This is a genomic window from Tardiphaga sp. 813_E8_N1_3, assembly GCF_051811025.1.
GTDB lineage: Bacteria > Pseudomonadota > Alphaproteobacteria > Rhizobiales > Xanthobacteraceae > Tardiphaga.
Genome location: NZ_JBPWQE010000001.1, coordinates 2,799,560 through 2,826,417 on the forward strand (window position 1 = coordinate 2,799,560; position 26,858 = coordinate 2,826,417).

20 protein-coding genes and 1 tRNA gene are annotated in these 26,858 nt (G+C 63.3%); 15 read left to right on the plus strand and 6 right to left on the minus strand.

Features of this window, described 5'->3' with window-relative positions; translation table 11 throughout:
* Window positions 1–3 precede the first annotated feature (3 nt).
* The 3 genes from AB8A33_RS13405 to AB8A33_RS13415 all read left to right on the plus strand — a co-directional run bounded on the left by AB8A33_RS13405 (window position 4) and on the right by AB8A33_RS13415 (window position 3,319).
* The gene (locus tag AB8A33_RS13405) at window positions 4–1,512 is read left to right on the plus strand and encodes an AMP-binding protein (protein ID WP_439093224.1); all 1,509 of its coding nucleotides are present in this window, start codon (window positions 4–6) and stop codon (window positions 1,510–1,512) included.
* Window positions 1,513–1,617: 105 nt separating this feature from the next.
* A complete protein-coding gene (locus AB8A33_RS13410; protein WP_439093225.1) occupies window positions 1,618–2,853 on the plus strand; it encodes a GGDEF domain-containing protein in 1,236 nt (411 codons plus the stop codon).
* A gap of 73 nt (window positions 2,854–2,926) precedes the next feature.
* Window positions 2,927–3,319 (plus strand): PRC-barrel domain-containing protein, encoded by a 393-nt coding sequence (locus tag AB8A33_RS13415; protein ID WP_093758623.1) that lies wholly within the window; start codon window positions 2,927–2,929, stop codon window positions 3,317–3,319.
* A 54-nt stretch (window positions 3,320–3,373) separates the two neighbouring features.
* Here AB8A33_RS13415 and mfd read toward each other — a convergent pair whose 3' ends face one another.
* Both mfd and AB8A33_RS13425 read right to left on the minus strand, forming a co-directional pair.
* Window positions 3,374–6,892 (minus strand): transcription-repair coupling factor, encoded by a 3,519-nt coding sequence (gene mfd, locus AB8A33_RS13420; RefSeq protein WP_439093226.1) that lies wholly within the window; start codon window positions 6,890–6,892, stop codon window positions 3,374–3,376.
* Window positions 6,889–7,179 carry a succinate dehydrogenase assembly factor 2 gene (locus AB8A33_RS13425; protein WP_068731648.1) on the minus strand — a complete coding sequence of 97 codons (291 nt, stop codon included), beginning with the start codon at window positions 7,177–7,179 and terminating at the stop codon, window positions 6,889–6,891. The genes mfd and AB8A33_RS13425 overlap by 4 nt, the downstream gene beginning before the upstream one ends.
* 178 nt (window positions 7,180–7,357) lie before the next feature.
* Here AB8A33_RS13425 and recG point away from each other — a divergent pair, with 178 nt between their 5' ends.
* Window positions 7,358–9,463, plus strand: coding sequence for an ATP-dependent DNA helicase RecG (gene recG / locus AB8A33_RS13430; RefSeq protein ID WP_439093227.1), 2,106 nt, complete (start codon window positions 7,358–7,360; stop codon window positions 9,461–9,463).
* Between the two features lie 978 nt (window positions 9,464–10,441).
* On the opposite strand, the gene AB8A33_RS13435 is transcribed toward recG, so the two are convergent.
* A complete protein-coding gene (locus AB8A33_RS13435; protein WP_439095931.1) occupies window positions 10,442–11,215 on the minus strand; it encodes a DUF502 domain-containing protein in 774 nt (257 codons plus the stop codon).
* A gap of 148 nt (window positions 11,216–11,363) precedes the next feature.
* Window positions 11,364–13,190: a glutamine--fructose-6-phosphate transaminase (isomerizing) gene (gene glmS / locus AB8A33_RS13440; protein ID WP_439093228.1), complete on the minus strand. Its 1,827-nt coding sequence runs from the start codon at window positions 13,188–13,190 to the stop codon at window positions 11,364–11,366.
* A gap of 265 nt (window positions 13,191–13,455) precedes the next feature.
* Between glmS and AB8A33_RS13445 the strand changes: the two genes are divergently transcribed.
* On the plus strand, window positions 13,456–13,605 hold the full coding sequence (locus AB8A33_RS13445) for a hypothetical protein (RefSeq protein ID WP_158550328.1): 150 nt from the start codon (window positions 13,456–13,458) through the stop codon (window positions 13,603–13,605).
* A 22-nt stretch (window positions 13,606–13,627) separates the two neighbouring features.
* Here AB8A33_RS13445 and glmU read toward each other — a convergent pair whose 3' ends face one another.
* Entirely contained in the window at window positions 13,628–14,980 is a 1,353-nt protein-coding gene (glmU, locus tag AB8A33_RS13450; RefSeq protein WP_439093229.1) for a bifunctional UDP-N-acetylglucosamine diphosphorylase/glucosamine-1-phosphate N-acetyltransferase GlmU, read from the minus strand.
* A 173-nt stretch (window positions 14,981–15,153) separates the two neighbouring features.
* Between glmU and AB8A33_RS13455 the strand changes: the two genes are divergently transcribed.
* Together AB8A33_RS13455 and AB8A33_RS13460 are read left to right on the plus strand one after the other, a co-directional pair.
* Entirely contained in the window at window positions 15,154–16,398 is a 1,245-nt protein-coding gene (locus AB8A33_RS13455) for a hypothetical protein (RefSeq protein WP_439093230.1), read from the plus strand.
* Between the two features lie 122 nt (window positions 16,399–16,520).
* Complete coding sequence (locus AB8A33_RS13460; protein ID WP_439093231.1) at window positions 16,521–16,901, plus strand: hypothetical protein; 381 nt, start codon at window positions 16,521–16,523, stop codon at window positions 16,899–16,901.
* On the opposite strand, the gene AB8A33_RS13465 is transcribed toward AB8A33_RS13460, so the two are convergent.
* Entirely contained in the window at window positions 16,861–18,528 is a 1,668-nt protein-coding gene (locus AB8A33_RS13465) for a beta-(1-6) glucans synthase (protein ID WP_439095932.1), read from the minus strand. The genes AB8A33_RS13460 and AB8A33_RS13465 overlap by 41 nt on opposite strands.
* Before the next feature lie 202 nt (window positions 18,529–18,730).
* Here AB8A33_RS13465 and AB8A33_RS13470 point away from each other — a divergent pair, with 202 nt between their 5' ends.
* The 8 genes from AB8A33_RS13470 (at window position 18,731) to AB8A33_RS13505 (ending at window position 26,836) form a co-directional block, all read left to right on the plus strand.
* Window positions 18,731–19,303 carry a beta-1-3, beta-1-6-glucan biosynthesis protein gene (locus AB8A33_RS13470; protein WP_120289845.1) on the plus strand — a complete coding sequence of 191 codons (573 nt, stop codon included), beginning with the start codon at window positions 18,731–18,733 and terminating at the stop codon, window positions 19,301–19,303.
* Between the two features lie 200 nt (window positions 19,304–19,503).
* Entirely contained in the window at window positions 19,504–22,173 is a 2,670-nt protein-coding gene (locus AB8A33_RS13475) for a glycosyltransferase (RefSeq protein ID WP_439093232.1), read from the plus strand.
* A gap of 191 nt (window positions 22,174–22,364) precedes the next feature.
* Window positions 22,365–22,439, plus strand: a tRNA-Lys gene (locus tag AB8A33_RS13480).
* A gap of 73 nt (window positions 22,440–22,512) precedes the next feature.
* Complete coding sequence (locus AB8A33_RS13485) at window positions 22,513–23,100, plus strand: formyltransferase family protein (RefSeq protein ID WP_089264406.1); 588 nt, start codon at window positions 22,513–22,515, stop codon at window positions 23,098–23,100.
* 190 nt (window positions 23,101–23,290) lie between these two features.
* Window positions 23,291–23,656 carry a hypothetical protein gene (locus AB8A33_RS13490; protein WP_439093233.1) on the plus strand — a complete coding sequence of 122 codons (366 nt, stop codon included), beginning with the start codon at window positions 23,291–23,293 and terminating at the stop codon, window positions 23,654–23,656.
* Between the two features lie 21 nt (window positions 23,657–23,677).
* On the plus strand, window positions 23,678–24,175 hold the full coding sequence (locus AB8A33_RS13495; protein ID WP_439093234.1) for a hypothetical protein: 498 nt from the start codon (window positions 23,678–23,680) through the stop codon (window positions 24,173–24,175).
* 223 nt (window positions 24,176–24,398) lie between these two features.
* Window positions 24,399–25,277: a DMT family transporter gene (locus AB8A33_RS13500; RefSeq protein ID WP_439093235.1), complete on the plus strand. Its 879-nt coding sequence runs from the start codon at window positions 24,399–24,401 to the stop codon at window positions 25,275–25,277.
* 128 nt (window positions 25,278–25,405) lie between these two features.
* Window positions 25,406–26,836 carry a caspase family protein gene (locus tag AB8A33_RS13505; RefSeq protein WP_439093236.1) on the plus strand — a complete coding sequence of 477 codons (1,431 nt, stop codon included), beginning with the start codon at window positions 25,406–25,408 and terminating at the stop codon, window positions 26,834–26,836.
* Window positions 26,837–26,858: the final 22 nt, after the last annotated feature.

A 26,858-nucleotide genomic window follows, 5' to 3' on the forward strand; every position in this document is an offset into this window, starting at 1 on the left:
ACCGTGACCTCACCCACGCCGAATGCCTCGCCCACCCTCGACGGTTTGTTTCGCCGCATTCTCAGCCGGCAGCCGCAGGCGCTGGCGCTGGTCGATCCCGCCGACAAGATGCGTGTCACGGCGACGGAACCGCAGCGGCTGACCTTTGAGGATACCGACCGCGCGATCTCGGCGCTGACGGCGCATTTCATGGAGGCGGGCCTTCCCGCCAATTCGGTCATCGCCGTCCAGCTGCCGAACACCGTGGAATTCGTACTGACCGTGCTGGCTGCGCATCGCGCCGGCCTCGTCGTCGCGCTGCTGCCGCAGCTCTGGCGCCAGGCCGATCTGACCATGGCACTGAATCGTTGCAGTGCGCGTGCGCTGGTGACATCGAGCAAGATTGACGGCGTCAGCCATGCCGATCTCATCATGAACGCTGCGGCTGAAGCCTTCTCGATCCGCTATGTCGGCGGTTTCGGCAGCGATTTGCCGGAAGGCATGACCTCGCTCGATGCCGTGCTGTCCAGCGAGTTCGTGGAGCCCACGCCCGTGGCGCAGGACGCCCGCCGCGCGGCCATGGTCTCCTTCGATGTCACCTCCGACGGCTTCCGCACCGTACCGCGCACGCATCTCAACCTGATCTCCGGTGGCCTTGCTGTCTTCCTGGAAAGCGGCATGCCGCAGGGCGCGACGATCATGTCGGCGATGGTGCCGTCCTCTTTCGCCAGCGTCGCCTCGTCACTGGTGACCTGGCTGCTCTCCGGCGGCGTGCTGACCCTGCATCATCCGTTCGACAATGCAGTGCTGGAGCGTAGCATCGCCGCCAATGCCTGCGACGTGCTGGTCGCGCCGGCGCCGCTGGCGCAGCGTCTCGCCGACGGCGGATTGCTGGATCGTTCGCCCGTGCTGCGTTACGTGCTCGGCCTCTGGCGGGCGCCTGAACAGGTCGCCGCCTCGCCGGCATGGCCCGGCTCGCAGGCCTCGTTCACCGACGTCTATCTGTTCGGCGAAGCCGGCCTGTTCGGCGCCATCCGCGGCGACGACGGCTTGCCCGTCGCCATCATGCCCGGCCCGCACGGCGCACCGCGCGCCCAGCAAGGCTCCTCCATTGCCGGCGATATCATGCTGACGCCCAGGGGCACGCTGGGCCTGCGCGGACCCATGGTGCCGGTGCTGGCCTATACGGCCCAGGCCGACGCCAGCAACGCGCTGATCCCCGCCAAGCCACTCGATTATGTCGATACCGGCTATATGGCCCGGCTCGACCGTGTGACGGGCGCGATCAACATCACCGCGCCGCCCTCGGGCATCATGGCCGTCGGCGGCTATCGCTTCCTGGCGCAGGACCTCAATGAATGGGCCAAGCGGCTCGGCGAGAACGCCATGCTGACGGCGCTCCCCGATCGTCTCAGCGGCTATCGGCTCGCCGGCCGCGCCAGCAATAACGGCCGCGCCCGCGACGCCCTCACAGAACTCGGCCTCAATCCGCTGATGGTCGAAGCCTTCCGCGACCGTGCCGCAGCCGACTGAGAGAGCAAAGGCGATCCTGAAAATGCAACGGATCTCATTGACTCTGCATTAAGGACGTCGGGCTAGCCTGCCGCGATCAGTTTCGCGTAGAGGTTCAGCTCAAGCATGTCCGACCAGGCCACGATCGTCGCCGTCTCCAACCAGCAGCCGGCCGCGTTTGCGACAGCCCTGGCGGAGAGCAACATCTTCCCGGTGGTCGATGCGACATGGGCCGAAGCGCTGGATGCGGTGGCGCGGGTACAGCCGGCAGCCGTGATCGTGTCGGCTTCCGCTGACGACATGCCGACCTTCCAGGCGCTGGCAAAGCGGCTTGGCGCCAAGCAGCCTTACGTTCCGCTGATCGCGATCGATCCTGCCACGGAGTTGCCCGGCCATGCGATCCCGCTCACGCAGACCGACGGTAATTTCGATCGACTCAGCGCGCGGCTGCGCAACGCGCTGCGTGTGCGCACGCTGCATGCCACGGTCATGCGACGCCTCACCGCCGAAAACCTGCATCGCATGTCCCCGCAGTTGGACCCGCTGGACGATGCAACGGTGATGCTGATCGGCCGCGGCGGTGGTTACGCCGCGCTGTCGGTTGCACTCGGCGAACGCGTCGGCGTGGTCGGCGCGCTTAGCATCGAAGCCGCAGCCAAACATCTCAATGCGCGCGACCTCGACGGCATCGTCATCGGCGAAGGCTTCAGCACGCGCGTCGTTGATGCGTTTCTCACTGTCCTCACCGAGGATGCACGCTTCCGCAATCTGCCCGTTGTCGTCACCGTGCCCGGCCTGACGCCAAGCTACGATCTCGCCAATCTCGAAATGATCGTCGGAGACGCCGACACCGTCGCAGCCACGGCGCTGCCGCTGCTGCGCCAGCACGCCTTCGAAGCACGTCTCGGCCGTACCTTGAAGTCGATCGAATCCGACGGGCTGCTCGATCCCGCGACCGGCCTGCTGACGACGGCAGCCTTCGAACGCGACATCGCGACCGCGGTCTATCACACGCAAACCCGCGGCGGCGGATTGTCGATGGCCCGGTTCTCATTCGACAACATCCCGCTGCGCGCACAGCGCGACGCTGCGCGGATCATCAGCCGGCTGATGCGACGAATGGACTTCGGCACGCTGCAGAACGACGGCTCCATCGTGGTCGCCTTCGCCGAAACCGACCAACGCAACGCCCATATGATCGCCAGGCGACTCTCTAGCGTGATGAAGCACACCATGCATGGCCCCAAGCGTGATGCGCGCAATGATCCCCACGTCACCGTCATCACGATGGAGCCAACGGATACCGCGAAGTCGCTGCTGGCACGCCTGCATGGCGCGGACGCGCAGCGCGCAGCGTCATAAGTTCCAAAAATAAAATCAGGAACGAAGTATCTATCGTCGCATTGTAGGTGCATCTGCAATGGAGACAACGATAATGAAAAAGCTTGCACTGATCACCGCTTCCCTCGCCCTTCTCGCCACGCCGGTTCTCGCGCAGTCGACAGTCACAACGGGCGCTGCACCCGCCGAGGCAAAGTTCTCAACCGTTTCCAAGGAGGAAATGTTCTCGTCCAAGCTCAAGGGCCTGAACATTACCAACCAGAAGGATGAGACGATCGGCGAGATCAGCGATCTCGCAATCAAGAACAATCAGGTCGACGCCCTAATCCTGTCGGTTGGTGGCTTCCTGGGCATGGGCGAACACTATGTCGCCGTCTCGCCGGCTTCGGTGAAGGTGAGCCTGAACAAGGACAATAAGTGGGTGGCGTCGATGAACACCACCAAGGAAGCGCTGAAGGCCGCTCCGGAATTCAAGTATCCGAAGTAAGCGTCGCGCAGTTCAACAAACGGCCGTCGGCAGCAATGCCGGCGGCCGTTTGCGTTAAGCCGCCTTCTTGCTCTCCGCGAGCCCCGCCAGCGCGCGCAGGATCTCCGTGGCGCCTTCGAGACGTTCTTCCGGTGTTCCCCAATCCTGCAGGAACACGACCTTCATGTCCGGGCGCACCTTGGCGGCCTGGCCATACTGCTTGATGAAGAATACCAGTCTGTCCGGCTGTGCGAACGAGTTGTCGCGGAACGAGATGACAACGCCCTTCGGACCGGCATCGACCTTCTCGACATTGGCGCGGCGGCAATAGGCCTTGATGGCCGCAATCTTGAACAGATAGCGCACCTCGTCCGGCAGCACGCCGAAACGGTCGCGCAGTTCGGCGGCGAAGGCAGCGATCTCGTCGTCGGTTTCGAGATCGGCCAGCCGGCGATATAGCGATAGCCGCACCGAGAGATCGGCGACGAAATCGTCGGGGATCATCACCGGCATGCCGAGCGTGATCGTCGGCGACCACCTGTCGGCGACCGGCTCGGAGATGCCCGACTTGAGCGCCAGGATCGCCTCTTCCAGCATCGACTGATAGAGCTCGAAGCCGACTTCCTTAATGTGGCCGGACTGTTCCTCGCCGAGCAGATTGCCGGCGCCGCGAATGTCGAGATCGTGCGAGGCAAGCTGGAACCCTGCGCCGAGGTTCTCCAGCGACTGCAGCACTTTCAGCCGGCGTTCCGCCTGACCGGTGATCTTGTGTGTCGACGGCAGTGTGAACAGCGCATAGGCGCGCAGCTTGGAGCGGCCGACGCGACCACGCAGCTGATAGAGCTGCGCGAGGCCAAACATATCGGCGCGGTGGATGATCAGCGTGTTGGCGTTCGGAATGTCGAGGCCCGACTCCACGATCGTGGTCGACAGCAGGATATCGTATTTGCCGTCATAGAATGCCGACATGATGTCCTCGATGATGGTCGGTGCCATCTGGCCATGGGCCACGGCAACCTTCATCTCAGGCACATGCTTGTCCAAAAAGCTTTTCACCTCAGCAAGATCGTCGATCCGCGGCACCACGTAGAAAGCCTGGCCGCCGCGATAACGCTCGCGCAACAGCGCCTCGCGGATCATCAGGGGATCATGCGGCGCCACGAATGTGCGCACGGCGAGACGATCGACCGGCGCGGAGGCGATGATCGAAAGATCACGTACGCCAGTGAGCGCCAGCTGCAGCGTACGCGGAATCGGCGTCGCCGACAGCGTCAGTACGTGCACGTTGGCGCGCAACTGCTTCAGGCGCTCCTTGTGGGTCACGCCGAAGTGCTGTTCTTCGTCGACCACGACGAGACCGAGATCCTTGAACTTGATCGCCTTGCTGAGCAGCGCATGGGTGCCGACGACGATATCGACGGAGCCGTCCGCGAGGCCCTTCTTGGTGGCGGTCAGTTCCTTCGGCGTCACCAGCCGCGAGGCCTGCGCGACATTCACCGGAAAGCCCTTGAAGCGCTCGGTGAAGTTCTTGGCATGCTGACGCGCCAGCAGCGTGGTCGGCACCACGATGGCGACCTGCTTGCCTTCCATGGCCACAGCGAAGGTGGCGCGCATGGCCACTTCCGTCTTGCCGAAGCCGACATCGCCGCAGATCAGGCGATCCATCGGCTTGCCATGTTCGAGATCGTGCAGCGCGGCGTTGATCGCGGTCTGCTGGTCCTCGGTTTCCTCATAGGGAAAGCGCGCGCAGAATTCGTCATATTGCTCGCGCGGAACGACGATCCGCTCGCTCTCGCGCAGATGCCGCTCGGCAGCAATCTTGATGAGTTCGCCGGCAATTTCCTGGATGCGGTTCTTGAGCTTGGCCTTGCGCGCCTGCCAGCCCGAACCGCCGAGCTTGTCGAGTTCGACATTGGTCGCGTCGGAGCCGTAGCGCGACAGAAGTTCGATATTCTCGACCGGCAGGAACAGCTTGGTCTCGTTGGCGTAGCGCAGTTCAAGACAGTCATGCGGTGCGCCGCCGACCTGCAACGTCTGCAGCCCGACGAAACGGCCGATGCCGTGTTCGACATGGACGACGATGTCGCCGGCCGCAAGGCTCGTCACTTCCGAGATGAAGTTGTCGAGCTTGCGGCTCGCCTTGCGCGGCCGCACCAGGCGGTCGCCGAGGATATCCTGTTCGCTGATGACGGCGATCTGGTCGGTCTCGAACCCGGATTCCATACCGACCACGGCCAGCATGGTTTCGTTGCGCGGCGTCGCCTGCACCACGCGCCAGGAATTCACCATCTGCTGGTTCAGCAGCTTGTGATCTTTCAGCATGCTGGCCATGCGGTCGCGCGAGCCTTCGCTCCACAGCGCGACGACGACCTTCTTGCGCTCTGCTTGCAGCGCCTGGATATGCGCGACAACACGCTCGAACACGTTCACATTGGCGTCGGCGCGTTCCGGCGCGAAGTTGCGGCCCTGCCGCGCGCCGGCGTCGACCGCACCTGCCGTGCCCTCCGGCAGCGCGAAGGGCGACAGCCGCGCCAGCGCGATGTCGTCCAGCCGCTTGTGCCATTCGCTGTCGCTCAGATAGAGCCGCTCCGGCGGCAGCGGCTTGTAGATCGCGCCGCCGCCGGGAATGCCCATGGCTTCGCGGCGGGCTTCGTAATAGTCGCCGATCTGCTTGAAGCGTTCGGTCGCGGCATCCTCGCTTTGCGGCTCGATGGCGACCGGCGTGCCCGGCAGATAGTCGAGCAGCGTCTCCATCCGGTCCTGGAACAGCGGCAGCCAGTGTTCCATGCCGGGATGACGACGACCTTCGCTGACAGCTTCATAGAGCTGGTCGTCGCGCTCAGGGGCGCCGAACTGCGCGACATAGCCCATGCGGAAGCGACGGATGGTTTCGGTGATGAGCTGGAATTCAGACACCGGCACCAGATCCAGCGCGCGCATATCCATCAGCGTGCGTTGCGTCTCGGCATCGAAGACCCGGATCGATTCCAGACTGTCGCCGAAGAAGTCGAACCGCACGGGCTGGTCGAGGCCCGCCGGAAACAGATCGAGGATGCCCCCGCGCACGGCATATTCGCCGGGCTCGCGCACTGTGCCGGAGCGGGTGTAGCCGTTGTGTTCGAGCCAGGCGACGATGGAGTCCATCGGCACCACATGGCCGGGCGCGACCGACAGCGCCTGCGCCGCGACGATCTCGCGGGCCGGCACGCGCTGCACGACGGCATTGACCGTGGTCAGCACGATCATCGGCTTGTCGCTGCCGGTGAGGCGCGACAGTCGCGCCAGCGTGGTCATGCGATGCGCGAGAATACCGCCATGAGGCGAGACGCGGTCGTAAGGCTGGCAATCCCAGGCCGGGAATTGCAGCACCGGCAGATCCGGCGCGAAGAATTCCAGCGCGCGCGCGAGCTGCTGCATCCGCGGCCCGTCACGGCAGATCACGGTGAGGCTCACCGCCGGCGGCTTCGGCTTGGCCGCAACCGCGCGCGCCAGATCGGCGACGATCAGGCCTTCGGCGCCCTCGGAGACATTGGCAAAGGTCAGCGCACGGCCGGGCGCAAGCTGTGCGGCCGGCGAGGCAACGGGGGATTTCATAGAGGCTTGTCCAGATTCCGGAACAGCTTGATGCGCTCGAACAGCGGCGTGCGGTACTGCTCGTCCAATTGGGTATCACCGACGAAGGCCGGATAAAGCTCGGGGTCTTCGAGACCAACCAGATCTTCGAGCTGCTTGAGTTCGAGGTCCGCCAGAATGCCGATCTCGGCATCCGCGAAGCGGCCCAGAATGAGATCCATCTCGCGCGTGCCGCGGTGCCAGCAACGGAACAGCAGCCGCTTGCGGCGGTCATCCAGGCCATTGCTCGATCGTGTCGTTCCCGTCATCTGTCCATCCCGCCCAAAGCCCGCAAACGCCAAAAGCCCGGACGTGCCGGGCAGGCTCATATAGCCCCCGCTTCCGCCCCTGTCAGCACCTCTTAACGCATTGCTTTCGCCTTGAAATGCATCCAACTCTCGCAAATACCGTAGCTCTCTCGCCGTGCTGGCCACCTGAGTCGTCCTGATGCGCCCTGAAGTGCTCAATCCCCTGTTCGTCCCGGTCACCAGCATGTCCGGCATCGGGCCGAAGCAGGACAAGCTGCTGCGCTTCCTGCTGGACCGCGCCGAGACGCCGCGCATCGTCGATTTGCTGCTGCATCTGCCGGTCAGCGTGATCGACCGCCGCGACAGGCCGAAGATCAACGAGGCCGAGATCGGCGCCATGGTGACCCTCGAAGTCATCGTCGATCGCCATCGCGAGCCACCGCCCGGCCGCTCCCGCGCGCCGCATCTGGTCTATGCCCACGACGACACCGGCACGGTGATCCTGACCTATTTCCGGACATATCCCGGCCAGATCGAAAAGCTGCTGCCGGTCGGCGAGAAGCGTTACGTCTCGGGTACCACGCAGCTGTTCGACGGCATGCTGCAGATCACCCATCCGGACCGCGTGGTCGACGAGGAAGGCTTCGCCAAACTCACGGGCATCGACGCGGTCTATCCGCTGACCCAGGGCCTCGCGATCACCTCGCTGCGCAAGGCCATCGCGCAGGCGCTGACCAAGCTGCCGGCGCTGCCGGAATGGATCAGCCCGGAAGTGATCCGGCGCTGCAAGTTCCCCTCGCTGGCGGAGGCCCTGCAGCGCGTCCATGTGCCGGTCGAGATCACCGACGTTTTGCCGGAAGGACCGTTCTGGTCGCGCCTCGCTTTCGACGAACTGCTCGCGGGGCAACTCGCGCTGGCACTGGTGCGTGCGCAACTGCGCCGTCCCGCCGGCGATCGCAATGCCGGTGATGGCCACATCCGCCACAAGATCATCGACGCCCTGCCCTATGCGCTGACGCAATCGCAGCAACAGGCGACCGCAGCCATTGCCGATGATCTCACCAAGCCACTGCGCATGCTGCGGCTGCTGCAAGGCGATGTCGGCTCGGGCAAGACCGTCGTGGCACTGCTGGCCGCCGCAGCCGTTGCGGAAGTCGGCAAGCAAACAGCCCTGATGGCACCGACCGAAATTCTCGCACGCCAGCACATCAAGACCATCACGCCGCTGGCCGAGCGCGCGGGCCTGCGCGTCGCCATCCTCACCGGCCGCGAGAAAGGCCGGGAGCGCAAGGATATCCTCGCGCGGCTCGCCGCCGGCGAGATCGACTTCATCGTCGGCACCCATGCACTGATCCAGGACGACGTCGGGTTCAAGGCACTCGCGCTGGCCGTTGTCGACGAACAGCATCGCTTCGGCGTCCGCGAACGTCTCACGCTGACCAACAAGGGCAGCGCAGTCGACGTGCTGGTGCTGTCGGCAACGCCGATCCCGCGCACGCTGGTGCTGACTTACTTTGGCGACATGGACATCTCGGAGCTGCGCGAAAAACCCGCGGGGCGCCAGCCGATCGAGACCCGCACCATGTCGGCGAGCCGGCTGCAGGAAGTCATCGACGGCATCGGCCGCGCCGTGGACAACGGCAAGCTGATCTACTGGATCGTGCCGCTGGTGGAAGAGTCCGAAATGGACGGCCCGAAACTCACCAATGCGGAAGAGCGCTTTGAGAGCCTGCAGCAGCGGTTCGGCGACAAGGTTGGAATCGTACATGGCCGGATGAAAGGCGCCGAAAAGGATGCGGCGATGGCGCGCTTCGCTGCCGGCGAGACGCAGATCCTGGTCGCCACGACGGTTGTCGAAGTCGGCGTCGACGTACCCGCCGCCACCATCATGGTGATCGAGAATGCCGAGCGTTTCGGCCTGGCGCAGCTGCACCAGCTCCGCGGCCGCATCGGGCGCGGCTCGGAGGCGTCGACCTGCCTCCTGCTCTATCGCGAACCGCTTGGCGAGATCGCCACCAAGCGCCTCAAGGTCATCAAAGACTCCACCGACGGATTCCGGATCGCCGAGGAAGACCTCAAGCTGCGCGGCGAAGGCGACGTGCTCGGTACACGTCAGAGCGGCATGCCCGGCTTCCGCATCGCGCGCTCCGAGGTTCATGCGCAGCTCATCACGCAAGCCCGCGATGAGGCGCTGCGAATTTTGCAGGACAATCCGAAACTCACAGGCGAGCGCGGCGAGGCGTTGCGGTGCCTGCTGTATCTCTACGAGCGCGATGAAGCGATCCCGCTGATCGGTGCGGGATAGTCGAGTGCCCTCGCGTCATTCCGGGGCCTTTGTTCTTGCTCGTCATTCCCCGGCAAACCAATTGGTTTGCCGGAGGACGTGCGTCGCCGGCGAAGCCGGCAGAGCGCGAACCACAGCCACTCCACTTGGAGTGGCTGTGAATCCCGATCCAACCTCGTCATTCCGGGTCGCACGAAAGCGGCGAAGCCGCTGGAGTGTGAACCCGGAATCCCGGTGTGTTTGGCACTGACTGGAGACTCCCATGCTGAGATTCCGGGTTCGCGTCCGGCAAGGGCCGGTCGCGCCCCGGAATGACAGTTCTGGGCGGCATAGCCGTGGCTAAACATTTTTTCCTATTTCCTGTTGACAGCACCTCCGTCAGGTTTATATTCCCCCTCGTCCTGCCCCACCGAGAGGGGCGATCGCGATCGTCACGTTCGCGGGGCAGGATGCGGTGGACGCCGGAGATGCGGCGTTACGCGGTTTGGGGGTGACGTCTGTCTTCGGGCAGGACGGATCTGCGCCAGCACTGCCACTGGCAAGGAGACGACCGACCTTGAGATGGAAAGACTCTCTGGACAGTGTGACGGACGACCAAGTCAAAACGCGTTCGGCTTACTCGCTTGAGGCACCCTGTCCCATTCGCCTTGGGACTGTAATTTTGGTGATCGGATCGTTCGCCATGGCGAAGCGCAAGCAACCGAAAAAACACCGCAGGCGGAACGTCGGGCACTTGCTCGGCGCGTCCGAAAGTCCTGATGCATTCTAAATTGCGGAAGACCGCATTCGCATCAGGCCCAAGGGTGCAACGGGCACCCGGCGTTCCGCACGCCCTCTCGCAGGGGGCGGGAATGCAACAGACGACGGCGCCCCCGCGCCGCAAACAATGGGGGCGATGACGCATGTCTGAAGAGCAGTGGCTGTTTGACAGTTGAAGCTGACGAAGCCGTAGGCTGGGTAGAGCGCAGGCGCTCACCCCATCCACAAAGCCGTGGCGCCTCAATCCACCTTCGCAGGCTGTCTCGCTGGCGGCGCATTCGCGACGCCCGCTGCCGTTGCCATCTGTGCCAATGCCGCGATCTTCTTCTGCGGATCGGAGCCCGGCTGAACGACGCCGGCCGACATGATCAGCGTCGCAGCATCTTCAGCCGACATGTCGATATCGATGATCTTGCTCTTCGGCACATAGAAGAAGAAGCCCGTGGTCGGGTTCGGCGCGCAAGGCAGGAACACCGAGATATGCTCCTCCTGTCCCGGCAGGCTATTGGCAACCTCGATGCTCGGCGGCTGCGAGATCAGCACAATCGACCACATGCCCGGCGACGGAAACTCGACGAGGCCCACCTTGCGGAAGCTCGATCCCGACCCCGAAAACAGAGTCTCGAACACCTGCTTCAAGCCGCGATAGATCGCGCGCACCACCGGCATGCGGCCGAGCAGCCTCTCGCCAAGGTCGACCAGCGAACGGCCGATCAGGTTGGCGGTCAGGAAACCCAGCAGCGTCAGCGCCACGAAGGCGACGATCAGGCCGGAGCCCGGAATGCCATAAGGCAGATATTGTTCGGGCCGATAAGCCTCTGGCACCAACGGCCGCACGATCGCATCGACCCAGGTGACGAACCACCAGGTCAGGTAAAAGGTAATCGCGACCGGACCGGCGACGATCAGACCGGTGAGGAAATAGTTGCGGATCCGGGCCATGAAGCCGCGCGGCGCCTCGGGTGGCGGATCGCCAGCGGGCGGGGTCAACGGCAAATCGGGGCGTTCCATCAGCGTTTCAAATCCATCTGGCGCGGCGCGCGAAACCGCGCCGTCAGTCCTTATGGGTATCCTAGCAGGATTTCGCCAGTGCGGGGGAAGCCACTTGTGCGGCGCCAGGCGGCCAAACCGGCCGCCTGCGACAATCTTGCCGCTTGCCGGCCTATTCTACCGTGACCGACTTCGCCAGATTGCGCGGCTGGTCGACGTCAGTGCCCATTACAACGGCCGTGTGGTAGGCGAGCAATTGTACCGGTACCGCATAGACCAGCGGCGTGAATGCTGCGTCCATGTCCGGCATCACGATGGTCACCATGGAGTCCACGGTGGCCTCCTCCGCGCCCTTGGCGTCGGTCATCAGAATGATGTTGCCACCGCGCGCCGCGACTTCCTGCATGTTCGACACAGTCTTGTCGAACACCCGGTCATAGGGCGCGATCACGACGACCGGCATGGTCTCGTCGATCAGCGCAATCGGACCATGCTTGAGTTCGCCGGCCGCATAGCCCTCGGCGTGGATGTAGGAGATTTCCTTCAGCTTCAGCGCGCCCTCCAGCGCCAGCGGATAGCTGGTGCCGCGGCCGAGATAGAGCACGTCCTTCGACTTGGCGATGTCGCGCGCCAGCTTCTCGATCGCAGCTTCATGCGTCAGCGCGTCGGTCATCAGGCGGGGGACCTTGACGAGACCGTGTACCAGCTTCGCCTCGTCGGCATCGGACAGCTCGCCACGAGCCTTGCCGGCTGCGATCGCAAGCGTCGCCAGCGCCATCAACTGGCAGGTGAAAGCCTTGGTCGAGGCGACGCCGATTTCCGGACCGGCCAAGGTCGGCATCACGGTCTCGCTCTCGCGGGCGATGGTCGAGGTCGTGACGTTGACGACAGCGAGCGTGTGCATGCCCTGCTCTTTGGCGTAACGCAGCGCTGCCAGCGTATCGGCCGTCTCGCCGGACTGCGAGATGAAAATCGCGAGATCGCCCTTGCGCACCGGAGCCTCGCGATAGCGGAATTCCGAAGCCACATCGACTTCGACCGGCACGCGCGCAAAGCGCTCGAACCAGTATTTAGCGATGAAGCCCGCGTAGCTCGCAGTGCCGCAGGCGGTGATCGAAATGCGCTGGATGTCCTTGAAGTCGAACGGCAGCGTCATCGGCAGCGCAACGCGCTCGTTCGCCAGATCGACATAACGCGCCAGCGTGTGACCGACGACTTCGGGTTGCTCGTGAATTTCCTTGGCCATGAAGTGGCGATAATTGGCCTTGTCGACCATGAAGGCCGACGCGCCGGATTTCAGCACGTCGCGCTTCACGACCTTGCCGGATTCATCGTGGATCTCGCAGCCCTTGCGGGTCAGCACCACCCAGTCACCGTCTTCGAGATAGCTGATGTCATCGGTGAACGGCGCCAGCGCAATCGCGTCGGAGCCGAGATACATCTCGCCGTCGCCATAGCCGACCGCGAGCGGCGAGCCCTTGCGGGCGCCAATCATCAGGTTGTCGTGATCCTTGAACACGAAGGCCAGTGCGAACGCGCCCTTCAGACGCGGCAGCGCCTGCTTCACGGCATCGACCGGCGATGCGCCCTTCTGCAGATAGAAACTGACGAGGTGCGCGACGACTTCGGTGTCGGTCTCGCTGGCGAATTTGGCGCCGCCCTTTTCGAGCTCGAGGCGCAATTCGCGGAAATTCTCGATGATGCCGTTATGCACGACGGCGACGCCTTCGGCGGCGTGCGGATGCGCGTTGGCTTCGGTGGGCTTGCCATGCGTCGCCCAGCGCGTGTGACCGATGCCGATATGACCTGCCAGCGGCGACTTGCCGAGCTTGGCTTCGAGATTCTTGAGCTTGCCTTCGGCGCGGCGGCGATCGATATGCGCGCCTTCCAGCGTGGCAACGCCGGCGGAATCGTAGCCGCGATATTCGAGGCGCTTCAGCGAGTCCACGATCTGGTCAGCAACCGGACCGCGTCCCAAAATTCCGACGATGCCGCACATGCGGTGAATCTCTCCAAGTGGTATCAAATTGCCCAGAAATACTGGAACTCTCTTAGCGAGAAGAGCAAATTGACTGTTACTCAATAATTATTGCCGATTGAGACAAGTTACCGCGGCTACGCAGCCATTTTGCGCGACGCGTTTAACAAACCATCAACGTGTTTGCGGAAGCATCTACGCCTGACCGGAGTAGACGTCCATGTGGGAGGAGCGAGACCCCAGAGCCCCCCGATCGATCGCCGGATCACGGCTGCGACATGTCGAGATGTCGCAGAGCAAACTGGCGCATTGGCCGCCGCCGCAGCGTGATATTGCGGTGAAACCGCATGTCGCCGAGCCCCATACGCCGCAGGAAGAAATTGTCGCCAAGCGCCCGATCCGCCGCGGCTGGCACCTGAAGACCCCGGTGACCTGACGTCATCGCGAACACCGCGCGCTCACTTCGGCTTCTTGTTCGCCGCGTTCTTGTCGCGAAAACGATTGCCCCAGCCTTCCTTCATCGACACTTCGTTGCGCTCTACCGCAAGCGCATCGTCCGGCACATCGCGGGTAATCACTGAGCCCGAACCGATGTAAGCGCCGGCCCCGATCTTCACCGGTGCGACCAGCGACGAATTCGAACCGACAAAGGCGCCAGCACCGATGACTGTCTTGTGCTTGTTGAAGCCATCGTAATTGCAGGTGATCGTGCCCGCGCCGATATTGGCGCCGGCACCGATATGCGTGTCGCCGACATAGGTCAGGTGGTTGACCTTCACGCCCGCTTCCAGAATGGCCGCCTTGGCTTCAACGAAGTTGCCGATGCGCGCGCCCTCGCCGACCGACGTTCCCGGCCGGATGCGTGCGTAAGGACCGATCGAGGTCTTCTTGCCGATGGCAGCCTGCACGATATGCGAGAAGGCGTGAATGACGGCGCCATCAGCGATACTGACGCCGGGTCCGATCACCACATACTGCTCGATGGTGACGTCGTTGCCGAACGTCGTATCGGCCGCAAGATGCACGGTCTCCGGCGCGACGATGGTCACGCCCGCATCAAGCGCAGCCTTGCGCAGCCGCGCCTGCATGATCGCTTCGGCTTCCGCGAGCTGCGCCTTGGTGTTGATGCCGCGGACTTCATCCTCACTGGTCTCGATCACACTCGCTCGCAAGCCCATGCTGCGCACGATCTCGACCGCATCGGTGAGATAGTATTCGCCCTTGCTGTTGGACGTGCCGATCTGCTCGATGATGGTGAGCGCCGTCTTGCCGGCGAATGCCATCACGCCGGCATTGCAGAGATCTACCTTGCGTTCGGCCGGTGTGGCATCCGCGTGTTCACGGATCGCGACCAGCTGATCGCCTTCGACCAGAAGCCGGCCATAGCCGGTCGGATCGGCCGCGCGAAAGCCGAGCACGGTCAGTGCAGCACCAGCCTTCAGCGGCGCACGCAAACGCTCGAACGTCTCGGCCGAAATCAGCGGCGTGTCGCCGAAGGCGATCAGCAGATCGTCCGCGCCTTTGGCAATGGCGTCCTTTGCCGCCAGCACGGCATGGGCGGTGCCGAGACGCTCGTGCTGAACGAATGTTGCGACATCGGGCCGCACACGCCTTGCTTCATCCGCCACGTCCTGACGATCGGGACCGACAACGACGGCCAGCGCAGAGCCTGCGCCATGAGGCGCCGCCGCGAGCACATGGCCCAGCAGCGACTGGCTGGCGACCTGATGCAGCACTTTCGGCGTCGAGGACCGCATCCGCGTTCCCTCGCCGGCCGCGAGCACGATGGTGAGGCTGGTTCTGCCCGTCATCCGAATCCCCGTTGTGGCGGCGCTCATGCGCCGCGGCCGTCATAAAGCGTTTTAGCAAAATGTGGAAACCCGGTTTAGCGCGCCGTATGGGCCGACAACCTCGGGTTCCCTGCCGGTTTCCTGATAATGTTGAACTGTGATTCGCAGGGGCGATGGGGCGACGCAGACGTCGAATGGCGGATAAGCACGACAAGTGGGCCGATACGCTCTCAGCCGAGCATAGCGGCTGGCTGACCGGATTTCTGGCTGAGGAAGACAAGATCGACCGCCGCATGATGTGGCGGCTGGGTTCCTGGGGCGTTGCCGCCGTGGGCGCGGTGGTGGTTGCCATTCTGGCCAGCCAGTCGCAGGTCCAGTTGCGCCGCGATCAGGTCGCCACCTCCGAGACCTTTGCGCGGCAGGCCCAGCAGATCCAGCTCGTCGCCAAGGAGACCCAGGTCGAGGCCCGCCGCCTGACGCTGGCCATCGAAACGCTCAACAGCGACCGCGACCGGCTCTACGCGCGCGTCACCTCGGTCGAACAGGGGCTGGATTCAGTCACCGGATCAATCAAGCGCCAGATTACTCCAACCCCGACAGCCGCCACAACGACGCCAGCACCAGCGCCGCAGGCACCTGCCATTGCATCCGTCGTTGCCCCGCCTGCAGCCGCCGAGCCAAAGCCGGCGGCAGAGCTTCCGAGCATTCCGTCGACGCCGGTCATCGGTCCCGTGGCCGCCATCACGCCGCCTGCTGAAACGACACCCGCCAAACCGGCGCAAACAGCGGTTTCCAACAGCCCGCCGGCCTCGCCCCCGCTCATTACTTGGAAATCGATGACGGCGCCGCCCGATGCCGCGGCCGCCAAATTGAGCGAACCGGCGCCTGCCGTTCAACCTCCTCAAGCGGCCCCAGAGATCACTGCATCCGTTCAACCTGCTACTGTGACTGAGTCAGCACCTGCAGCTATCGAGGCCGTGGCGACGCCGGTCGCCCGCACGGAGTTCGGCGTCGATATCGGCGGCGCCAATTCTGTGGATGGCCTGCGCGCGATCTGGCGCGGCATGTCCAAGTCTCGCGCGCTGAACGGACTGCGCCCGATCATGATGGTGAAGGAACGCCCGACCGGACTCGGCATGCAACTCCGTCTTGTCGCCGGCCCGCTCACCGACGCGGCTGCGGCCGCGAAGATCTGCGCCGCCCTGACCGAGAGCAGCCGGCCCTGCGAGACGTCGATCTTTGATGGTCAGCGCCTTGCCGTGAAGGCCGAGACGGCGCCCGCGGAAGCTGCGCCCGCTCCAGCCAGGTCGTCGCCACGCAGACGCGCTGCGCCCAAGCCACAGGAACGCACCGAACAAGCGCCGCCGCCCAAGCCCGCTGAAGAAGTTGCACCGCCGAAGCCGCAATCGTCGCTGACCTCGTTCCTGGGTCTGCGTTAAGGACCAAAATATCAGATTTTCAATCTCTTGGCGCGCGCGGCTAAAGTGTTATCTAGGTCCGATCTCTCACCGCGACCGCATGCCGGGTTGTTCCGCGCCGCGTTTTGAACCATGGTTTCCGCATGAAAAAAGATCCGTTCAAGCTCACCGCCCGTCAGGTGCAATGGCTTCTCATCGTCGGCTTCCTGTCCGTCGGCTACGCCATCTATCTGCGCTATCTCGCGATCGAATTGTCGACGACGGCGCTCGCCTGCGACGCCGGCCTGCAGAGCACCCTGTGCAAGAGCCGGCTGGTGATGACCTATCTGTTCAAGAATTCGGTGTTCGGCATCGCCGCGATCGTCATTGCGGTGCTGAATCTGATGCGGCCATCGATCGTGCTGATCACTGTCGCACTGATCGCAGCCGGTTTCGGGATCGTGCTCTACAATGTAGCCCTATCGGGCATCGCGATCGGCCTGCTTATTCTGGGCTTTGCGCGGCCCGCGCCCGCCACAGCGTGATGCCGAACAGCAGATAGATCGCGCAGGTCCACAGCGACTGCCAGTTATCCGGCCCTTCGTTGAAGCCGATATACACGGCCGACAGCACGAGCACTCCGGCAAACACCGATTCAGCGATCGGCCGTACGCCTTCCTGCGGACGATTGACGGCCATCAGTCCCGCAAACGGCACGACCGCCATGGTCAGCGCCGCGAACGGAAAGTCGCGGTAACGCGGATCGAACACAAAACCGAGCGCGGTCTCGGCGCCGATCAGCGCCGCCACAGCCAGGGTCAGCCCGAGCAGGACGGTCGACCACGAACGGGCCAGGAACCGGCTCGGCCCGACGAGTTCGAGGAAGGTTGGTAGCGAGCGACCGGACATCGTCGCATAGGCGCACAGCAGCGGCGACGCGACACCGGCAGCCATTAGCGCACTCCACTGGATCCATCGGCCGACGCCATAGCTTTCATAGATCAGCTTGTCTGCGGCAACGCCCAGCAGGACGCCGGCCACCGTGGCCGATACGGCAACGGTCAGCCAGGCCGACAGACGCGGCGACCATGGCCGTCGACGGAGCGTCAACATGCCCGTCACGAAAACCAGGAAGCTCAGGCCCATGCCGAGCCCCATCTGCAGCTTCCACGACGGATAATTGGTAATCGGAACGCCCGGTGGATACTTCAATTCGCGCGGCTCATCGTAGATCAGGCCCCAATAGCCGCCGACCGTACCTTCAAGGTCGCGCTTCCACGGCTGGTCATAGGCTTCGATCAGATTGACACGGAATCCCTCGCGCTTGGCCAGATCGAGGATTTCGGACACGACCCGTGCCTGGTTGGTACGCGACGGCAACGCGCCGTCGCGCATCCGCCCGGCGCTCGGCCAACCTGTTTCGCCGATCAGGATTTCCTTGGATGGAAACGCCACGGCGACACGCTTGCGGATCGAATCCACATGGGCGGCTGCGCTCTTTGCGCGAATCGGGAAGTCCTCCCAATAGGGCAGGATGTGGATCGTGACGAAATCGACCGCGTCATAGATCTCGCGATTCTTCAGCCAGAACTCCCAGACATCGGCATAGGTCACCGGGATCTTGCCTACCTGCGCCTTTACCGAGCGGATATTGCCGACGAGATCGGCAGCCGTCATCTCGCCACGCAACAGTACCTCGTTGCCCACGACCACGCTGCTGATCACATTCGGAAAGCGTTTGGTGAGGTCCACGACGCCGGCGATCTGCGCCAGATTCTTGAGCCGGTTGCTCCCGAGCCAGACGCCCTGAATGACCTTCAGTCCGACCTTGCCGGCCAGTTCCGGCACCTGGTCGAGACCGTTGTCGATCGAGTAGGTCCGCACGCATTTGGTGATCTGCGCCAGCTGCGCCATGTCCTGGGCAATCTGGCTCGCCGGAATGATGGCGGTCGAGTTCAGCGGCGTTTGCTCGCCGCGGAACGGCGCATAGGAGACGCATTCCAGTTTGGCGGCAGGATCGATCGGCGCGCGCACCAGCGTGACCGGCGTGGCGAGCCACCACCAAACCGCTGCGATCGTACCAAGGGAAAGGATGAGAAGCGCCAGCGGCGTGCGGGTGGAAATTGGTTCCGTCCTCCAAAGTCGTCCGTCGATTAGCCGGTCATCACCAATCTGCCAAGTGCATCATGCCGGCAATCACGGACTTGTCGGCCCGACCCGCCACGAAAATCAGACAAACTTCCGGCGTTGCTGGACAAAATCAAAAATGTCCGTCATGGGATTCAGCCGTGGTCGCCGCCGTATTGGGGGCCCATTTGAACGGCATCTGGCGAGGGCGTCAGAACTGCCTGGCAGCCAACTTATCGGGGACTTTATGCGTCGACTGGTGTTCGGGTTCCAATCTGCGGTTCTGCGTTGTCTCGCCGTTCCAGGCCTTGCTCTGCTGCTGGGTGTTGGCTGCGCGTTGGCCCAGAGCGGCCCGGTTCGCGCGCAGGATCAGAAGCCTGCGGCAAATGCGCCCGTGACACCTGCCGACGTTGCCCGCGAAAGCCAGAAGAAGTCCGACGAATTCGTCGAGGCGACCCAGGCGATCAATGGTCCTGCCGGCAATCCCGAATGCGTCTGGCTTGGCCGCCGCGTTGTGGTGCTGATGTGGCGCGACGATCTCGACACCGCGTTCCGTCACCTCGATCTCTACGACCGATTCGGCTGTCCCGGCGGTCATGTGCAGGCGACGTTCCGCTGTCTGGTCAAATTCGGACCGCTGATTGATCCGAAAATTGCGGACAGCCTGAACAGCCGCGTCCACGGCTGCTGGATCAATCCAAATGCGCAGCCGCAGCCTGCCGCGCTGAGCCAACCCGCTGCACCTGCCGGTGGCGGCGCAGCAGCGCCGGCGGCAGCTCCGCAGCCGGACGCCAAACCGCCTGCTGAAGCGCCGAAGTAATGTGGCGGGCACCGTTCAGACAGCATTCAGCTGGCGGCGCCTAATCGTGTCTGAATAAGCTGCCGCCCTCAAAAGGCCACGGCAGCGTATGAGTTGTTAATTCGTGTGGCGGATATAGTCTCCGTTACCGTTGTACTGGTCGGACCTCGGGGACGGGTCCGCTTCCCCGGCCACGCTCGCCCCGTTATGGTTCAGTTGCGATGCGCGCTGTCGTCGCCGTTTTATTGTTCGTGACCGCCGTTCATGCCGCCCTGTGGGGCGTATTGCGCGAGAAGCAGGAAGCTCCCGATTTCAAGGGCATGATTCCCAGCCTCTCCTATGCGCCGTTCGAGGGCACGGCACATCCCGACGTGGACAACATCCCGACCGTCGAGAAGATTCGCGCCGACCTCAAAAAGCTGTCGACCATCACCCGTGCCATCCGTCTGTATTCGTCGACAGGCGGTGTGGAAATGGTGCCCGCCATCGCCAACGAGTTCGGCCTCAAGGTCACCGTCGGCGCCTGGATCGACAAGAACGCGGATCGCAACGAGCGTGAAATTGCCTCCGCCGTTGAGCTGGCGAAGAAGAACCCGAATGTCATCGGCATCGTCGTCGGCAACGAAACGCTGTATCGCGACGAACTCAAACTCGAGGACCTCGTCGAATATATCCGCCGGGTAAAACGCCAGGTGACCGTTCCCGTCACGACTGGTGAAATCTGGAACATCTGGCGCGACAATCCGCAGCTCGCCTCGTCGGTGGACTTCATCGCCGCACACATCCTGCCCTATTGGGAAAACTTCACCGACACCCAGGCGGTCGACCAGGCTGTCCACCTTTACGGCGTATTGCGCGAGACCTTTCCCGGCAAGCGCATCGTGATCGCTGAATTCGGCTGGCCAAGCGAAGGCTATAATCTGCGCAACGCCATACCCGGCCCGTTCAGGCAGGCCGTGGTGCTCCGCAACTTCGTGACCCGCGCTGAAGCGATCGGCATGGACTACAACATCGTCGAAGCCATCGATCAGCCATGGAAGTTTTTCGAGGGCGGCGTCGGTCCCTATTGGGGCGTTCTCAACGCGTCGCGGGAACCGAAATTCCCCTGGACCGGCCCGATCGTGAATCCGGACCATTGGAAGAACGCCAGCATCGCACTTCTGGTTGGCATTCTGCTGTCGCTGCCGATCCTGCAGATCGTTGGCGCGACGGCGCTGCAGGCACTGGTGCTCTCGGCCGCGGCCAATGCCGTTGGCGCCTGGGCGGCAACCATCTTCGCCTATCAGCAGACCCACTATTTCGTCTGGGGATCGGCCTTCGCCCTCTCACTCGGCTGCATCCTGCTGATCCCGCTGCTCCTGATCGCATTGGCGCGCATCGAGGAGATTGCGGCCATTGCCTTCGGCCGGAAGCCATTGCGGCTGCTGACAGCCGAACGCAGCGAAAAGCTGCGTGCCGCTGCAGACGCCGAGCAGAAATACCCGAAGGTGTCGATCCACATCCCGGCCTATCGCGAACAGCCGGACATGCTGAAGCTGACGTTGGACGCAGTCGCCCGGCTCGACTATCCGAATTTCGAATGCGTTGTCATCATCAACAACACGCCTGATCCGGCTTACTGGCAGCCGATCCAGGATCATTGCCGCATGCTCGGCGAACGCTTCATCTTCATCAATGCGGAGAAGGTCGAGGGCTTCAAGGCCGGCGCTCTGCGCATCGCCATGGATCGCACCGCAGCGGATGCCGAGGTGATCGGCATCATCGACGCCGACTATGTGGTGGAACCGAACTGGCTGAAGGATCTCGTGCCGGCTTTCAACGATCCGCGCGTCGGCCTCGTGCAGGCGCCGCAGGACCACCGCGACGGCGACCGTTCACTGATGCACTACATCATGAACGGCGAATATGCGGGGTTCTTCGATATCGGCATGGTCCAGCGCAACGAGGCCAATGCGATCATCGTCCATGGCACCATGTGCCTGATCCGTCGTTCCGCGATGGACATGGCGGGCGGCTGGGCCGGCGACACCATCTGCGAGGACTCGGATCTCGGCCTCGCCATCATGCAGCATGGCTGGCTGACGCATTACACCAAGGAGCGTTACGGCTACGGCGTGCTGCCGGACACCTATGAGGCGTTCAAGAAACAGCGTCATCGCTGGGCCTATGGCGGCTTCCAGATCATCAAGAAGCACTGGCGCCGCTTCATGCCGGGCGCGAGCCGCATGACCCAGGACCAGAAGCGCGAATTTGGCATGGGCTGGCTGAACTGGCTCGGCGCCGAAAGCCTCGGCGTCGTGGTGGCGATCCTCAACATCATCTGGGTGCCGATCATCGCCTTTGCCGATATCGCTATCCCCGACAAGATCCTGACGCTGCCTATCATCGCGTCATTCGTGATCTCGCTGGCGCACTTCATTGTCCTGTACCGGCTGCGCGTGAAGATTGGCCTGTGGCAGATGCTGGGCGCGATGATCGCCGCCATGTCGGTGCAGTGGACGGTGTCGCGCGCCGTCGCCGATGGCCTGATCAAGGATCACCTGCCCTTCACCGTGACGTCCAAGGGCGGCAAGTCGACCATGTCGATCGAATTCCAAGCCTTCTGGGAAGCCGTGATTGGTGTGCTTCTGCTGATCAGCTGCGGCGTGCTGGTGTTCTCCAACAACTCCAAGCAGGTCACCGAGATCTACATCTTCGCCGGCGTGCTGGTGCTGCAGAGCCTGCCGTTCCTGTCGGCGGTGATGATTGCCATCCTGGAGAATTCACGCGCCAACGACTTCCAGTGGTGGCGCAACACGACGGTACGCACGGCCGAGCTGATCGGCCTTCGCCCGGTGGCGATTCCGCCGATCGACGTGTCCCGCCCCGAGGCCCAACGCGAAGCGAGCTGAACCGCGCCAGTGCTGCGCGGTTCATGTCCATAACATCGGACCCTGCCCTTGACCCCGGCGGACCCGCCTTTTACACAGCCGGTCACGTGATACGCTGCATTGCGGGCGCCATCGCGGCCGTGGCTGACCGGCCTCACCGCGCCCCGCAAGGCTCGGTTTCCTCCGTTCAGCTTCGTCAATACGGCACTTTAGGGCGGGTAGCTCAGTGGTAGAGCATTCGACTTTTAATCGACTGGTCGAGGGTTCGATCCCCTCCCCGCCCACCATAACCGCGATGAGCCACGCCGGAACTTCCGGTTTTCACACCATCCTCAGCCTCTGAACACCGGACAATCGAACATGCGGATTACCCTCGTCGGCTCCAAACACTTCGGCGTCACGACCCTTGATATGCTGAAGACCCACAACGTCGAGATCGCGTCCGTGGTGGTTGCAGATGCTGAGGACCGGCTCGCCGCAGCCGCCAAGGCTGCAGGCATTCCGGTGACAGTCCAGGCCAATCCGAAGCTCGTCGTAGCCTCCGAGATCGCCGAGGGCACCGAGCTGATCATCACGGCGCACAGCCACGCCCGCATCGGCAAGGATGCGCTCGCCGCAGCCAGCCTTGGCGGCATTGGCTACCATCCGTCACTGTTGCCCCGTCACCGTGGCATCGCTGCCGTGGAATGGACCATCAAGGAAGGCGACCCGATCGCCGGCGGCACCATCTATCACCTTGCCGATGTCATGGACGGTGGCGCCATCGCCGCGCAGGAATGGTGCTTCGTGAAGAAAGGCGAAACCGCTCGCGAGCTTTGGGAGCGCGCGTTGGCGCCGCTGGGCCTCAAGCTGCTCGGCGAGGTCGTGGACTTCGCGACTGTCCACAAGCGTTTGCCCGCAACCTATCAGGACGAGCAATTCGCGACCAATGCGCCAAAACTGGCCTAGAAGCCTCCAAAACTGGTTAAAAAGGCCCCGGAACCCGCCCGAATCAACCAAATCTGTCGATAAAGGGAACCAACTTGCCCGTCGCGGCTTGCTTCCCATGAGTTGTTTTGGGCCTATGCGGCAACGCAGCAAATTTTGGACACATTACCCCCCAATAAGGTGGCCATCACAACATCGAGGATTTGATTCAATGCGTTTTGACCGCATCCGTTCCGCCTTGTCCGTTTCGCTGATTGCCAGCGCAGCGTTGGTTTCGGCAGCTCCAGCTTTCGCAGCTGCTGACAATGCCTATGACGGGCTCTGGAATGTGACCATCGTTACCAAGACCGGCAGCTGCGAGCCGACGGCTCGCTATCCGTTGACCGTCACTGAAGGCCGCATCACTGCGCCCGGCGCCGACGTCAATGGCAAGGTTGGCCGCGAAGGCACCGTACGCGTGTCGATCGGACCTGCTTTCGCCAACGGCCAGCTGTCCGGCAACACCGGATCGGGCAAGTGGAACGGCGCCTCGGGCGGCGTCCCCTGCAGCGGTCGGTGGGAAGCTTCGCGTCAGTAATCCCCAACCAGGAATGCCCCCATGAAGCCTACCTCGATCTCTCCGCGTTCGCTTGTTCGGACCGCGGTGCTCTGTGCGGTGCTCGGTCTGACGTCCGCGTCGGCATATGCCCAGTCAGCGCCGTTCGCCGGTATGGCCGGTGTGTGGTCGGGCAACGGGACGATCTCACTCGAGGACGGCTCCAAGGAGCGCATTCGCTGCAAGGCGACCTATGCCGTGAGCGGCGACGGTGCGGGGCTCAACCAGTCCCTGCTCTGCGCCAGCGACAGCTACAAGTTCGAGCTGAAGAGTGATGTGAAGGCCAGAGGCGGCGAGCTGTCTGGCAGCTGGGCTGAGACGACCCGCGGCGTGACAGGGTCGCTTGAGGGTCGGGCAACCGCCGGCAAGTTCAATGTTGACGTTTCCTCGCCAGCCTTCAACGCGAAGCTGATCCTGACGACGACCGGCAACAAGCAGCAGGTCTCCATCACCTCCGAAGGCCAGTTCAAGGGCGCCAGCATTTCGCTCAGCCGCAGCTGATCGTTCCGCACGTTTGGAATTCGAACCCCGGTTGTTTCAAACAGCCGGGGTTTTGTTTTGCCTCTATGCCCTCTGCCAAAGAGCGCCCGGGACCATCCGCCGCAACGCAGCCCCACCGGATTCGTCCGTTGCAAAGCCCGGCGATGTCGCCGATAGAGCCTGTCCGTAAGGCTGACACCGCTGCGTGAATCATCGCAGCGCAAGAAACTGGTTCTCAGGGATTATGGATCGCCCCCCGTCGAAGGCCCGCGCCGCGCTGTGGATGTCCGGCTGGCTGCTTCTGATGCTGTTCGTCGCCATCGGCGGTCGCGAGACGTTGCGCGAACTGAATGTCTTTCAGGTGATGGAGATCCGATCGGTCTTCGGCTTCGTCATGCTGTTGCCGATCCTGTATTTCAACGGCGGCTTCCGCGCCATGCGGACCACACGGCCGCTGGCGCATGTATCGCGCAACCTCGTGCATTACGGCTCGCAGCTTGGCTGGTTCTACGCACTTACGCTCATTCCCCTGAGCCAGCTCGTCTCCATCGAGTTCACCATGCCGATCTGGATCGCGATCATGGCGGCATTCTTTCTCGGCGAGCGCATGACGCTCTGGAAGATCGTCGCCATCGTACTCGGCCTGATCGGCGTGATCGTCATCGTTCGCCCGACCACGGGCGTCGTCAATCCCGGCCAGCTGATCGCGCTGGCTGCCGCATTCGGCTTCGGCATCTCTATCACATTGATCAAGTCACTGACGCGCACGGACAGCGCGCTGAAGATCATCTTCTGGATGATCGTGGTGCAGTCGGTGGCCGGCGTCTTCCCCGCGCTCTATGCCTGGCAGTGGCCATCGGCCTATGTCTGGGGCTGGCTTGTCGTAGTCGCCTTCTGCGGCACCTTCTCGCACTTCTGCATGGCGCGCGCGATGCTCTACGCCGATGCGACGGTGGTCGTGCCGATGGACTTCCTGCGCGTACCACTCAGTGCCACCATCGGATGGTTACTATATTCTGAACGGCTCGACATGTTCACGCTGCTCGGTGCAGCTCTCATTCTGGCCGGCAACACGCTGAACCTGCTCAGCACCGATCGACCGCCTATCCGTGCGACCGCCTGACGCATCGGGTTCCATTTTTCGATTTTATTCTCCGAGTGCGTGTCTCGACATTTTGGCGCACGCCCGCAATTGGTACTTTTCCCAATGTGTCTAGGGTCGAATGACCGGATTCGTGGGGAGATCGTATCGTGCGCCACTTCGCTCTTGCTTTGTCTGCGCTGTCCATCCTGTTCAGCGCGGATGCAGCGCTCGCCGACAAGCGCGTCGCTTTCGTCGTTGGCAATGGCAGCTACAAGAATGTCGATCCGTTGCCGAACCCGCCGATCGACGCGAAGGCGATGGCGAGCGCGCTGCGCAATGTCGGCTTCGACGTCATCGAAGGATCGAACCTGACGCGCGACGGCATGACCGAAAAGCTGCTCGACTTCGGCCGCAAGGCGCAGGGCGCCGATGTCGCGGTGTTCTTCTATGCCGGCCACGGTATCTCGGTGAATAACATCAACTACCTTTTGCCGATCGATGCCAATCTGAAGTCGGAGATGGACGTCAAGCTCGGTGCCGCCATCAATGTCGAGACCACGCTCGACCAGACCATGGGCGACGCCAAGGTGAAGCTGGTGTTCCTCGATGCCTGCCGCGACAATCCGTTTGCCGCCAAGATCCGCTCCAGCGGATCTGCCACGCGCAGCGTCGCGGTGTCGTCCGGCCTTGCCGAGATGAAGTCCGGCGAAGGCACGCTGATCGCATTCGCCACCAGCCCCGGCCAGACAGCGCTGGACGGCAAGAGCGGCGGCAACAGCCCGTTTACCCGCGCACTGTTGAACAACATCACCACGCCCGGTGCCGAGATCCAGCAGGCGATGACGAAAGTGCGCGCGCAGGTGCAGGACGAAACCAACAAAGGCCAGCTGCCCTGGGGCCACACCAATCTGATCGGCGCAGTCTATCTCAATCCGGACGTTCAGGCGCAGGTCGCCGTCGCCGCGGCCAGCCCCACTGCCGCCATGCCCGCGGCGGCCACCGCCGGTTCCGATGTCGAGCTTGAGTTCTGGCGCTCGATCAAGGACTCTAACCGGCCGGAGGAACTGAACGCCTACATTTCCATGTATCCGAACGGCCAGTTCAAGCCCCTCGCCCTCGCCCGTATCGCCGCACTGCAGGAAGCCGCGACGGCGCCGCGTACCGCTGCGCCGGGCGTGGACAAGGCCGTGTTTACCGAGGAAGCCAACCAGCTCACCGAGGACAAGATCGGCCTCGACAAGCTGAAGCGCCGCGACGTGCAACGCCGTCTCAACGGCCTTGGCTTCGACACCCAGGCGACCGGCAGCTTCGATGCCGGGACCCGTGGCGTGATCACGCGGTGGCAGGCGGCACGCGGTTACCCGACGTCGGGCTATCTCAACAAGGTGCAGCATGCCGCACTGCTCACCGAGGTCGTCGCGCTGAAGGAGGAACCGGCACCCGCAGCGAAGCCGGTGCGCCGCCAGGTGCAACAGCAGACCTATGAGGAAGCCCCCGTGGTCCGGCGCCAGGCTGCGCCCGCGCCCGCCCCGGCCATCGATCCTGCCGGTCCCGGCCGCTTCATCGGCGGCGTCGTTGGCGGCTTCCTTAACCGCTAGGCCCGCGATCTAGAGCGGCAGC